General features: G+C 62.4%; 14 protein-coding genes. 2 read left to right on the top strand and 12 right to left on the bottom strand.

The window, feature by feature from the left end; translation table 11 throughout:
- The first annotated feature begins 147 nt into the window (after window positions 1-147).
- Window positions 148-1,020, top strand: a complete 873-nt coding sequence (locus AB0B25_RS31070) for a hypothetical protein (protein WP_357187142.1) — start codon at window positions 148-150, stop codon at window positions 1,018-1,020.
- 125 nt (window positions 1,021-1,145) lie between these two features.
- Here AB0B25_RS31070 and AB0B25_RS31065 read toward each other — a convergent pair whose 3' ends face one another.
- The 11 genes from AB0B25_RS31065 to AB0B25_RS31015 all read right to left on the bottom strand — a co-directional run bounded on the left by AB0B25_RS31065 (window position 1,146) and on the right by AB0B25_RS31015 (window position 9,652).
- Entirely contained in the window at window positions 1,146-2,015 is an 870-nt protein-coding gene (locus AB0B25_RS31065; protein WP_357187139.1) for a hypothetical protein, read from the bottom strand.
- A gap of 822 nt (window positions 2,016-2,837) precedes the next feature.
- Complete coding sequence (locus AB0B25_RS31060; RefSeq protein ID WP_357187136.1) at window positions 2,838-3,992, bottom strand: tyrosine-type recombinase/integrase; 1,155 nt, start codon at window positions 3,990-3,992, stop codon at window positions 2,838-2,840.
- A 3-nt stretch (window positions 3,993-3,995) separates the two neighbouring features.
- Window positions 3,996-4,169: a helix-turn-helix domain-containing protein gene (locus tag AB0B25_RS31055; protein ID WP_357187133.1), complete on the bottom strand. Its 174-nt coding sequence runs from the start codon at window positions 4,167-4,169 to the stop codon at window positions 3,996-3,998.
- A 16-nt stretch (window positions 4,170-4,185) separates the two neighbouring features.
- Window positions 4,186-5,871, bottom strand: coding sequence for a replication initiator (locus AB0B25_RS31050; protein ID WP_357187131.1), 1,686 nt, complete (start codon window positions 5,869-5,871; stop codon window positions 4,186-4,188).
- The gene (locus AB0B25_RS31045; protein WP_357187129.1) at window positions 5,871-6,491 is read right to left on the bottom strand and encodes a hypothetical protein; all 621 of its coding nucleotides are present in this window, start codon (window positions 6,489-6,491) and stop codon (window positions 5,871-5,873) included. The genes AB0B25_RS31050 and AB0B25_RS31045 overlap by 1 nt, the downstream gene beginning before the upstream one ends.
- The gene (locus AB0B25_RS31040; protein WP_357187126.1) at window positions 6,488-6,685 is read right to left on the bottom strand and encodes a hypothetical protein; all 198 of its coding nucleotides are present in this window, start codon (window positions 6,683-6,685) and stop codon (window positions 6,488-6,490) included. Before AB0B25_RS31040 ends, AB0B25_RS31045 begins: the two co-directional genes overlap by 4 nt.
- The gene (locus AB0B25_RS31035; protein WP_357187123.1) at window positions 6,682-7,008 is read right to left on the bottom strand and encodes a hypothetical protein; all 327 of its coding nucleotides are present in this window, start codon (window positions 7,006-7,008) and stop codon (window positions 6,682-6,684) included. The genes AB0B25_RS31040 and AB0B25_RS31035 overlap by 4 nt, the downstream gene beginning before the upstream one ends.
- On the bottom strand, window positions 7,005-8,306 hold the full coding sequence (locus AB0B25_RS31030) for an FtsK/SpoIIIE domain-containing protein (RefSeq protein ID WP_357187120.1): 1,302 nt from the start codon (window positions 8,304-8,306) through the stop codon (window positions 7,005-7,007). The genes AB0B25_RS31035 and AB0B25_RS31030 overlap by 4 nt, the downstream gene beginning before the upstream one ends.
- The gene (locus tag AB0B25_RS31025) at window positions 8,306-8,515 is read right to left on the bottom strand and encodes a hypothetical protein (RefSeq protein ID WP_357187117.1); all 210 of its coding nucleotides are present in this window, start codon (window positions 8,513-8,515) and stop codon (window positions 8,306-8,308) included. The genes AB0B25_RS31030 and AB0B25_RS31025 overlap by 1 nt, the downstream gene beginning before the upstream one ends.
- A 31-nt stretch (window positions 8,516-8,546) precedes the next feature.
- Window positions 8,547-9,191, bottom strand: a complete 645-nt coding sequence (locus AB0B25_RS31020; protein WP_357187115.1) for a DUF2637 domain-containing protein — start codon at window positions 9,189-9,191, stop codon at window positions 8,547-8,549.
- Window positions 9,191-9,652 (bottom strand): hypothetical protein, encoded by a 462-nt coding sequence (locus AB0B25_RS31015; RefSeq protein WP_357187113.1) that lies wholly within the window; start codon window positions 9,650-9,652, stop codon window positions 9,191-9,193. Before AB0B25_RS31015 ends, AB0B25_RS31020 begins: the two co-directional genes overlap by 1 nt.
- A gap of 216 nt (window positions 9,653-9,868) precedes the next feature.
- Here AB0B25_RS31015 and AB0B25_RS31010 point away from each other — a divergent pair, with 216 nt between their 5' ends.
- Entirely contained in the window at window positions 9,869-10,549 is a 681-nt protein-coding gene (locus AB0B25_RS31010; protein ID WP_357187110.1) for a GntR family transcriptional regulator, read from the top strand.
- Between the two features lie 57 nt (window positions 10,550-10,606).
- On the opposite strand, the gene AB0B25_RS31005 is transcribed toward AB0B25_RS31010, so the two are convergent.
- Window positions 10,607-11,044 carry a hypothetical protein gene (locus AB0B25_RS31005; RefSeq protein ID WP_357187107.1) on the bottom strand — a complete coding sequence of 146 codons (438 nt, stop codon included), beginning with the start codon at window positions 11,042-11,044 and terminating at the stop codon, window positions 10,607-10,609.
- Window positions 11,045-11,462: the final 418 nt, after the last annotated feature.

Raw genomic sequence — 11,462 nt, 5'->3', positions numbered from 1 at the left:
ATAGCCGAACAGTGCTGGGTGCTACGTGAGCCGTACCCGGCTTGGCCTCCCGGGCTTCATTCGGTTCGGCCCGATGTGCACCGGGTCAACCGCTGTGGTCGCCTCTAATTCCTGATCCGATCGGTGTCCTCTGTGGTAGGACAAGGCATGACGCTGATTCAGACTCTCGTAACTCCGAGTCATATCTTGCAGGTATCCGACAGGCGACTTACTTACCCTGACGGCAGAATCGCAGAAGATTCGCACAACAAGGCCGTCTCCTGGTGTGCACAGCTAGCCTTTGGATTCACCGGAATAGCGTATGTGGACTGTGGCCAAACAAAATCGGTGTCGGAATGGATTGCGGAAACGCTGCTCGGTGCCGTAGACGTCGAAGGCGGCATAGAACTCATTAGGAGAAGAGCGCAAGACGTGGTAGCGCGACTGCCGTGGCTCGACAAGCGGCTCACGATAGTCGCTACCGGATTCGTAGACGATGCCAAGTGGGGGTGTCATCCTGTGACGTTCGTAGTCTCGAATTTTGAGTACGAAGACACTATCTGGCCGACGCATCAGGACTCATTCCGGCGCACAATACATTTCTTCCCGAACGAACCGCATACGCGGTACTTCTTGCGATCTGGTGCGAAGCTCAGTCTGCAGCACGAGAGAATCGTCCGCCGAAGGATCTTCCCGCAAGCAAAGCGTCGCGTCTGGGACGAGGTAGCACGGCGCATGATCATATTGCAAAGATTCGTGAGTACGACGAATGTGACTGTCGGGCGGGATTCGATGGTGATATCGATTCCAAAGAATTCTACTTCGCCGGGGACGATTTTGACCGACGTGACAAGTTTGGGTTTAACCATGGAGACGGCCGGGTTCAGCTTCGTCGCTGACGGCGGCCTCTTGCCAGAACGGTACGGTCCACACTTCGTCTGCGGTGATAGTGGATTCCTCGACGTAAAAGCGAAGCAGATTGGGCCTAATCCCGGAGATCAAAGAATGGAAGTGCGCATTATAAAAAAGGCAGATCAGTAGCTTCTGTGCGTCCGCCGGACGCGTGGTCCCGCCGTACCGTGGTGGTCGACATGGATCGCTCGGCCAGGATTTTCCTGTGCTTGGCGTATCTTGTGCCGCCGCTGGGCTGCGTTTGACGGCGCCTACTAACCGCTTCTCGCTGCAGTAATTCTTTGGTTCAATCGTTGCAGATACCACGTTCCGAAAAATGCAATAATAACGGCAATGAACGCCACGTAACTAGCAATTTGTGCCCATATCGGCGTAAAGAGCTGATCGGAATAGAATCGGGAAATCTTAGAGGCAATTATTCCTAGATCCACCTGAAGTTCACCGCTTGAAATACTGGCGCCTTCCAGGTTTTTCGAGATTCGTTCCAGATCGCTTACTGCGGTTTGCGCGGCATTGGCTTTTCTATCGCCCTTTACGAAGGAACCTGCCATATTTAAGAGTGTGGCGGCCACGCCGACGGCAATGCTGCTAACTACCGATAATTCCGCCCACCGTTTCCGCTTCTTGTCAACCATTATCCTTTCTTCAATGTTCCAGATATCGGTGTCAACAAGCCTGTCAGGTTCAACGCTGACCTTAGGTTCTCCATCAACCAGCACCTGTATGGTGTAAGCCTTGCCTCGGGCCATGACTGTCGGGGGTACCAACACTCTGCGATTCTCGTTGGTGCTGACGATACCCCCAGATTCATTCTGCAATACCGCCATTACCTCACAATTCACTTCAATTGCGAGCGGCTTCTCCCCGTCGAAGTCTTTACTGCTAATATCTTTGCTGCCTGTGTTCGACAGTTCAATTGTCACGACACGAGGGTCGCCTACGATAACGCTATCGTAGGCGACCGAAATCTTTTCCGGTATGGCGGTAACTCTATCGGCTATGAGCTTCGACACGCGGACGCTGACGACGAGCCGCTTTCTTTCCTTTCCATAGCGGAAGTAGTAGTAGCCGGCCGCAAGGCCAACCAAGCCGATGAGGGGGCCGACCACCTGGAGAAGTTCCACGGAAATGATTCTGCCGTAGCAGTACCGCCGGTGCTTGATTTCGTACTCATCTCACAGTAGCGGGCTCGCATCCGGCCGTCTTGCGAAGCAACCACGAGATTCGCCGAGGTTGTCTTGGGAGTTAGTTCGCGACCTTCGGCCGCGTGGCCCTGCTGACTGGTGGCCTGCATTGTGTTCCCGCGCCCCTCCAGCGTCAAGGGCGCCTCCGGCGTCAGCTCCGCTGATGGCTGTCGCCACCCTTGACCCCGGAGCCTCTACGCGAGAAGTGCAGGCCCTATTGGGGCAGGCGGGTAGCCAGCCCCACCTATGCGCACGCCACCACCCAGCAGGGCCATCTCGTTGTCACCGAGTTGTCACAAGTCACCCGGATAACCTCGGACACGACGAAATGCCCACGGAGGCGTATCACCACCTCACGCAGGAGCACGGACACTGGCGAGACCAGTGCGGACACAACGTATTCGACTCGTAATGAACCGGTCGAGCATCGTGCGACACCGCTGTGCAACGTGGGGTCAGGGTCCGGGCAGCCGAGACGCTCCGACTCGAAGAGTTCCTACTTTGACCATACAAACGCCCACGCACAGGAGCAGATTGCAGCGGACATCGTGACTTTGCAAAGTGTGTAACTTGCTGCGGTATAACGTCTCTGGCGAACGAGCGCAAACACAGGCGTACGCCCGGATCAATCAGAAGGTTAGGGGTTCGAATCCCTTCGGGCGCACAGAAATTGGCCCCCGACCTGCGTAAGCGGTTCGGGGGCCAATTGGCATTTCAGATCACCTGCACGAGATCCAGTACTTTGCCCTTACAAACGAGTCGTTACTTTCCCTCGGCGAATCGGTCGAGGGTGCTCCGAACGTCCGGGCCCTGGGTTTGTCGCTGGAGGTAGTGCTGCTCGGTGGTCGACAACTTCGCGTGCGAAAGCTGAGCCTGAGCCTGGGCCGGACCGAGGTCATCGCGGACCAACGTCGCCACCGTCCGCCGGAAGCTATACGGCGTCACCCATCGCAGCTCATCAGGCAGAGCAGCCCGCAGCGATCGGCGCAGGTTCGCCAGGCTCATCCATCCGCCGTCACGGTTGGCGAACACTGGGCCGTCCGCATCGGTGGTGTTGCCGAACAATCTGGTCAGCGCATCCACCGCCAACTTCGGAAGAACGACCGTGTGGTCCGGAGCGCCACCCTTGCGCTCGTCCTGACGGTGCACGCCCTTGCCGGCCACCTTGCCGTGGTCCAACGCCGTACCGGTACTCGTCATCGTCGGTGGATCAGCCAGCAAGTCGACATCCGACCAGCGCAACCCGAGCACCTCATTCGGTCGGCATCCTGTCGACGCCATCACGTCGATGAACTCCAAGAGCAACCGGCCCGGACGTGGCCCACTCACCCCAGGCCGACCGCGGTACGCCAGCACTGCGGAACGAACCGTCGCGAACTCCTCCGGCGTCAACGCCCGCGCTGGGGCAGCCTTGCTGGACTTACGGGTTACCTCCCGAATGGGATTTACCGTGAGCACGTCATACCGCACAGCCGTTGCGAACATGCCGATCAGCACCACGCGCAGCGTCCGGGCACGCGAGGTGGGCAACGTCCCTATGTACCGCTCAGCGCGACTCGTCGAGAGTTCCCGCACCCGCAGCGCTCCGAGCTGGGATGCACCGTGCTTCTCCCAGACCCGGCGGTACTCGTCGCGGGACTGTTCCTTGAGGTTGTCTTTCAGTGAAATCCATACCTCGAACAGCTCCGACAACGAGGTTCGTTCACTAACCACCGCACCGACGGTGGGCGTGGTTCGCTTCTTCAGGTGCCGCAGCAGTGCCCGCCGGGCATCCTCTTCGCTTGAACCGCTCCGTTCCACCTGACGGCGACGCCCGTCCTCGTCCCGGATGTAAGTCGATGCGGTGAACCGGCCCGGTCCCGACTTCTTGACTGTGATCTTGCCCCACTCACCAGGGGCCATACGCTGTCTTGGCACCGGTCACGCCGCCTGATCGAGCCCAGCGATGTAGTCAACAACGGCCTGTTCGGCGACGAACCGGCGTCGGCCGATCTTGACCGACCGCAGTTCGCCAGATCCGATCAGCTCGTAATACTTGCTGTGTCCGATCGGGATCAGTTTCCGGACCTCGGACTCGGTGAGCAGTTTCGACATGATCTGTTCCCCCCTCTTATGCGGCGGCTTGCTGGATTGCGGAATCGTTGTGCGGCCCTGGTGGACTAGCTGCGAGCAGGGCGTTGGTGTACTCGGCGCGCCAGGTGATGCGTTGGGAGACCGAGGCCATGATCATGTGGTCGCGTGGTGGCACGTTCTTGTCGCCGGGCTCTACCGGGGTGATGATCAGATGCGAGCGATCCGGCTTCACGATCCCGACCGCGGCGAGGGTTTGCCGAACGAAATCCGCGCGGTCCTGCTTGTGATCGGGGAGGGTCTTGTTCGACCAACGCCGTGAGGTCAGGACCCGGCGGCCCGGCATCCCCAACGTGTCGCGGCGGTGCGCTTTGCCCTTGCAACGGCCCGGTTGGGTTTTGGCGGTGGCGCCCTTGGGGACGATGCCGTAGCGCAGCCAGACACCGCAGCGGGGCGAGCACGGGGTGTGCTGGAGTTCGGCATGCAAGCGGTCGTAGTGCTCGGCGGCGCGCCGTGACTTGGGTTCGATGATCTCCGCGACCGACTTGGTCAGGTACTTGGTCAGATACCGCACCTTGTTGTCGGCATCCTCCGTACCGCCCAGCACGCCGATCGGTTTGACCTGAGCACCGAAGCGGACCACGTGCGCAGGCTCCAACTCGTCCACCAAGTCCATCACGTCGAGGGCTTCGTCCCATCCGGTCAAGGGCTGCCTGGTGTCGGGGTCTGTGAAGGTGCCGGCGGATTCGTCCCAGACAGGCATCCGGGACTCGGTGTAGACCTCGAGGTCGTGATGCGGCCACCACACCTGGTGATACGTGGCTGCGGTGACGGCGCGGAATACCGCGTGTGGGATCGATCCGCGGATGGCGATGTGCAGGTGCGGGGCACCGCGTTTCTGTGGTTCTACGGTGGCGAAGTACTGCACGTCCCAGCCGACCGCCCTGCGTAGGTTCTGGATCCACCGGTCGAACAGGGCCGCGAAATGCACGATGTCCCGGGCCGCACGGGTGTAGTCGTAGGTTTCCGGGTCACGCGGTGAACCGTCACCACACACCTTGCCGTCTCTACCGATCGCGCCGTCGGAGTGCACAGCCCCGTACGAGTCCAGGGTGAGCGTGACAAACGTCGACGGGCGATACTTGCCCGCGTATTCGCGCCCGATGGTGGTTTTGGCGACCTTCAACCGCGGCAAGTCGGGCACATCCTGCCGCCGAGAAGTCGAACGCTTACGCCGATCGGTCAACTTGGCGTCGAAGTCCGGGAGACGGCCCCGGAACCCGGACTCGCGCAGCTCGACATCCAGGGAGGCGACGACTTCGCGGATACCGGCCATGGCTTCCCGGTCGCCGTCGTCGGCAGCTTGCTGGTATTGGGCGAACAGGTCCGAGCGTGCCGCGATCAAACCCTTCTGCTGCTCGGTGGGCGTGAGCTTGTCCACCTGGGGTTCGTTGTCCATGTGCCAGCCTTCGTGGCATTGCGTCATCCGCAGGTAACGTGCTTTGGCCGCGCACGCCGGGCAGACCGATTCGATGGTGGCTTTGCAGGGTGACCCGATGTAGGTGACTTGCAAGGTCTTCGGGTCTTCGGCGCGCATCGGCACCGGGCGACGGCAGATGTGCTGGTCATCAGCCAGTGCGTGGGCGATATCCCGGAAGTCCGGCAGGCTGCGACGCTGGGCCGCTGTCTGCCGGACCGGGACCACGCCAGCGGTGGTGTTTTTCATCAGGCCGCCTTCGGTTTGGTCCAGTGATCGACACGCGGGAGGGTGATGGTGTCGGCCAGGGCGTCGGAGTGCCGGAAGACCAGTTCGACGGTGCCCGGCCCGGTGATGGTGGCCCGGCATTCCAGAGCACGGAAGGCATGCGCCAGGTGCGAGACCCGGTTTTCGAAGTCGGCGGGGCAGTGCCCGTCGAGCATCCGCACCCGTACCCGGTCGACCGCGGTACCGATCTGGACATCGAGCACGCGAGGGATGTACGTGCGGTCGTCCTGGGTGATGGTCAGGTGGCAGGCGCCCATGAGCTTGGCCCAACGCCGCCGGTACCGGAACCAGGTCAGATAGCGGGTGCGTGCCCGGTGGGTAACCCAACGCTCGAACATCTCCGGCCGCATCCGTTGCCACAGCATGATCCCCGCGATCGACACCCCGGCAGCCGCGACACCGACAGGCCAACCCGACACCACCCACACGGCAGCCGTGAGAGCCAACGGGATGGAGATGACCGGGAACAGGATCAGCCACCACAGACCGATCCCAATCCCCCACACGGTGTTGAGCACGCCCAGGCCGAGCATGTCGAACACGTCCAGACGAGTGTTGTGAGTTGTGTCGTGGCCGCTCATGCCGCCCACCCGGACTCGTCGTAGCCGTCATAGCCGCTGATGTCCCAGCCGGGCACCGAACCGGTCTCCACCAGCAGGTTGACCGCCACCGCAATCGGGTCCAGGCCACGGGCCTCGAGCTGGCAGCGGCGACGGGCCCGCAGGTCGATCACGACATCCGCATCGGCGGTGGGGTGGTTGCGCTTGATGCTCATGGAAGGGCCTCGATTTCGGGGATGCCGCACACCTCGCAGGTGCGGGAACGGGTGGAGGAACCCAGCGGCCACAAAGTGGTCTGCCAGACTTCGGGGAACCGGTGACCGTGCTCGACACACTGGGCGGTGGCCAGGCAGCCGTCGCACTGGACGCGGTCGCCGTCGTAGTGCCAGCCGATACCGGCACCACGGGTGTTGATGTAGGAGACGGCCTGATAGGTGGAGTCGAAACAGATCGACTCGGCCTCGTTCTCGCTGTAGATGTCGCCGCAACTGTCGCAGTACACGACCACGTGCGTCTCGGTGACGAACCCGCGCTTCACGCCGCCACCGGCCCGGACTCTTCACCGAGGTCATCAGGGTCGAAACCGCTGTAATCCTCGGTCGGACCGGTGATCTCAGGCGCCGGCGAGTAGGCATCCACAATGGCGTCGATGTCGTCGTCGGAGACGTAGAACGACCGCACCCGCACGAACTCCGTAGTGCCGTCCTCACCGACATAACCGACACCCGGTGTGTGAGCGGAGATCTCATCGCAGCGCGCACCACGATCACGAGCGCCTTGACCGTGGACCATCGCGTTCTGAGTGGGTTCATCCAGTCGGAGGCCGATGCGGACGGGGAACAGTTGCCGGTTGGGCATCGTCTCTTTCGACGGGTCCTGCAACGCCGCGACCACCGACACCGCGGCCGCACGGCCCTGTGACAGCAGCAGGCCGGTCAACCGACGGAACTCCTGCTGCTCGTCACGGTTGGCGTACGACGACAGCGACGCGGCCTCATCGATGATGATCAAGATCAGTGGTTCATCGGTGGTGGGGACGAGCTTGCGGACCCCCGCCATGCGCATCCGAGCCAGACGTTCCCGCATGGTTTCCTCGGCAGCACGCAGCATCGTCAGGATGGTGGCGGTGTCGGTCGCGAACTCGACGAACAACCGGCCCTCACCACGACCGAACTCCGCACCACCCTTCGGATCCGCCAGCCACAGATCCACCAGACCCGCTTTGATCGCGGGACCCAGGCCGGCGACCAGCGACCACAACACCGAACCCTTCCCGGAGCCGGTCGCACCAGCCAACAGGATGTGCGCATACAGCACCCGCAGCCGCCAGGAGTCGAAGTCCTCGGTCACACCGACCGGGACCGCTTCCAAATCGACCTCAGGTGAGACCGGCGCCGAAAGGACTGCCGTGTCGGCAAGGGTGTCGAACACCCGCAGCTCCAGGCGGACGAAACCCGGACCGGCCGACGACACCGTCACCGACTCGACCGCGAGATACTGCGCGAGCGCGTCGCGGGTGGTGTCGTTGTTCCAGTCCTTCAACGACTGGCCACCCAACAGCTGCACCTCGACCGACATCCCAGACGCGGTGTACTCCGCGGAAAAGACTTTCGGGTAGCCGACCTGCCACGAACCCAACCCGAGGGCAGGCCACATCAACGCCAACTGAGCGGGGTCGGTGACTATGAGCACCGCCGTTCGAAGCTCGGGAGGGGCAGCCGCGGCGTGATCGGCCGGGGTCGGGCTGGCGGTGCCGGTCCCGAGGCGACGCCATTGCAGCATCATTCCCGCGGACACGACCGCACCGGCAGCGGTGACAAACGCTTCGATCGACATCACCGCACCCCCGCATCGGAGCGCTTGCCCAGCTCGCAGAACCAGCGGCAACCGTTCTCATCCGCCGGCGGTACAGGCTGATCGCAGAACATCACGCAGCCACCTGACGGGCGATGCTGCTGCTCATTGCAGAACATGACGCACTCGGCCGGGACCGGTACAGCAGCAGCGACCGGAGCGACCGCGACCAGCAGCGGAATGGCCACCACAGCGGCCAGGACAGAAGTTGTGAACGACATTTCACACACCCCCAACAGGGACAGCGATCGGCAACATGGCCTGCACCGGTCGCGAAGAACGAATAGGTTGCACCGACGCCACAGGCACCGGACGAATCTCCGTCGCAGCCACCGACACCCGCTTGAGCACGGGCTCGGGCACCGGATCAGGATCCGGTTCGGGCTCAACGGTTGCGTGATCCTCAGTCACCGACTCGACGACCGGGACCAGGATGGGTGTCGGATGCGCATTGCGTTGTGCCGCACGGAACAACAGCGCAAGCGCGTGGGTATCGGCGAGTAGCGAGATCGGGGCGACGGCCGCCACCAGCGCCGAAGCCCAACTCGGTAGCGGGTTGCCCGCAGCGACCGCGTGCACCGAATTACCGGCTACCGAGACCACCGAGCCGACGACCAGGACCGAGAGGAAGAACCGGCGTTCCGGGGCACCGGCCAACACCAGCACCCCGAACGTCGCCAACAGGATGGTGCCGTCCACGATCAGCGGGAACAGCCACGCATCCTCCGCTGGGATATGCGCCAGCTTCGCCAGATCCCGCAAGGTGGCGTAGCTCAACCGGAACGCGGCAGCCCCGACACCGACGATGATGGCAGCGGCGGACCAACGCGCAAGACGCATCCCCGCCGACTGATCCGCCGCACTCATCACGCCGCCTTAGCGCTGGACGGGCGAGCCGCACCCGGATCCGTCGGCGCCTGCTTCGAACCCGAGTTATCGCCCTTGATCCCCGTCGCCCGGATCGACCAACCGATCGACTTGAACTCCCCCGACCCAGCGATCTTCGGCTTGATCTGCAAGCCCTCCAACTCGATCGGAGTCATACCCGGCACGATCTCCGGCGCGGCCGGAACCGGCTGCACATCCGACACGAAGATCACATCGAAACTCGCCTGCTTCGCGTTCGGCGCGGTCGGATCGGTCACGGTCGCCTTCCACAGCCGCTTACCCGTGCCGTTGCCGTCGTTGTCCAGATCGACCTTCTGACGAGTCGGCGCGCTGCGGTCCTTCTGGAACTCCGTCACCGGCTGAACGGTGCCGAGCAGGAACAACCCCTTCTCGAACGCGACGTGGAACGCGGGCTGAAACCAGATGTCTTTCAGTGCCATTGCTCAATCTCCTTGCGTGCTGGGCTCTCAGCCGTGATGCACTCCGTGTGCATACACAACAGCGTATACACAGTTGCGTATACGCACAAGAGGTTTGCGTATACGCAGTTGCAAGGAGGGTTGACGCAGCGGTCTAGAGAGGCGAGTACGCTTGTCTTGCGTATACGCAGTTGTGTATACGCCAGCAACGACCCGACGGCCCAGAGGAGTAGAGCTATGACTGAGCCTGCGTACGTTTCCATCGCGGGAGAGATCGCGCGGGACATCCGCAGCGGTGCACTACCTGCGCGGACGCAGCTACCGAGCTACTCCGAACTAGCCAAACGACACGGCATATCCGAGATCGTCATCCGGAAAGTAATCGACCTTCTGCTTCGCCAGGGGCTCGTGTACACCATCGAACGCCGCGGTACGTTCGTCGCAGCTCGGCCGACGCTGGTCCGCGTATCGCCCGAACGGCAGATGGAGGACCCGGAAGTGACCTTCGGGAACGAGTCCGCAGGCGCCGAGGACGAAGTACGAATCGAACGCGAGTCGTCTTCAATACCGGCAGACGAAGAACTGGCCGCGTTGCTCGGAATCGCCCCTGGGGACGAAGTGGAGCACATCGCCACCTTGGCATCCGAGCAAGGACGGCCGATCTCGATCTCCGACAGCTACCAGCTGCCAGGCACCGACGTCACCACTGCCGAAATTCTCGAGGAGACCCTTGCCGACCGGCCCCCGGTGCCGACGCACGCCGTATGGCTCGAGGTGCCGTCCGGCGAACTGGTCAAGACAGTTCATCAGCGCTTTCTCATGAACGACGGTCGCGTCCTGATGGTCTCAGACGTGTCATACCCCAGAGACCGGTACGAATCGTTCGTCTTCAGGATGACGCTCGACCCGCAGGCCTGACCAAATAAGCGCAATGGCCCGGTCGCACCATCGACCGGGCCATTGCTATGTCTCGACTCAGTCGCGACGAACCCAACCCTGCACCACATCGTTCAGGTTCCACCATGAGACATGTTGCTCATCTTGTGATTCCAGCGACCACCGGCCACTCAGCCCATCGAAGAACGCATCGTCTCCTGTCTTGCCGCCCTTCGGCTCACCCACATAGATCAATCGCCGGCCACCCCGCGCCTCGAACATCTCCAAGGCCTTGGACGCCATCGGATCACCCCATCCGGGCGGCCAGCACAGCAACAGGGCCGAGTCGCCATTCAGCTCGGCCTCGAACTCATCAAGCCCCCCGACCGGGTACCAGACATCGCGTTGACCATCCGCACCAGGAAACGACGGGTTCGCCGTCGTGTCCGGTGGTTCCGAATCGAACGCCCGTACATCCGTGCCGGCATCAGCAAGTTGCTTTGCCCAGTAGCCACGTCCCGCACCCAGCTCGAGCACCAGGCGCCCTGCACTGAACGTCCTCAACCACTCCACTGTCTCTGGAGACGGAATCGCATACGCGTAGGCACTCTGCAAGATTGTCTGTCCGTGCGCGCCTTGCACCATGCGAGTGGTTGCCGAATTTCGCCATACAGGATCAAGAGCGCCTGCGGCGGCGCATGCGCGCCGCCGCCGCGCCACGCAACGCAACGGCGACCTCGTCGCAGGCTCCTCGGCCACCGGCGTGGCGGCGCGTCGGCAGCACGCTTGCGCTCCGGAATGTCGCTCCAGGACAATCTTGCTCACTTCTTCAATAGCCGAACAGTGCTGGGTGCTACGTGAGCCGTACCCGGCTTGGCCTCCCGGGCTTCATTCGGTTCGGCCCGATGTGCACCGGGTCAACCGCTGTGGTCGCCTCTAATTCCTGATCCGATCG

This window comes from Nocardia sp. NPDC049190 (assembly GCF_040648115.1).
Classification (GTDB): domain Bacteria; phylum Actinomycetota; class Actinomycetes; order Mycobacteriales; family Mycobacteriaceae; genus Nocardia.
This window is presented reverse-complemented; position numbering and strand designations above follow the sequence as displayed.

Coding starts and splice junctions, on each gene's coding strand:
- AB0B25_RS31070 (WP_357187142.1), top strand. CDS start 148: ATGACGCTGATTCAGACTCTCGTAACTCCGAGTCATATCTTGCAGGTA.
- AB0B25_RS31055 (WP_357187133.1), bottom strand. CDS start 4,169: ATGTCGAAACTGCTCACCGAGTCCGAGGTCCGGAAACTGATCCCGATC.
- AB0B25_RS31050 (WP_357187131.1), bottom strand. CDS start 5,871: ATGAAAAACACCACCGCTGGCGTGGTCCCGGTCCGGCAGACAGCGGCC.
- AB0B25_RS31045 (WP_357187129.1), bottom strand. CDS start 6,491: ATGAGCGGCCACGACACAACTCACAACACTCGTCTGGACGTGTTCGAC.
- AB0B25_RS31040 (WP_357187126.1), bottom strand. CDS start 6,685: ATGAGCATCAAGCGCAACCACCCCACCGCCGATGCGGATGTCGTGATC.
- AB0B25_RS31030 (WP_357187120.1), bottom strand. CDS start 8,306: ATGTCGATCGAAGCGTTTGTCACCGCTGCCGGTGCGGTCGTGTCCGCG.
- AB0B25_RS31020 (WP_357187115.1), bottom strand. CDS start 9,191: ATGAGTGCGGCGGATCAGTCGGCGGGGATGCGTCTTGCGCGTTGGTCC.
- AB0B25_RS31015 (WP_357187113.1), bottom strand. CDS start 9,652: ATGGCACTGAAAGACATCTGGTTTCAGCCCGCGTTCCACGTCGCGTTC.
- AB0B25_RS31010 (WP_357187110.1), top strand. CDS start 9,869: ATGACTGAGCCTGCGTACGTTTCCATCGCGGGAGAGATCGCGCGGGAC.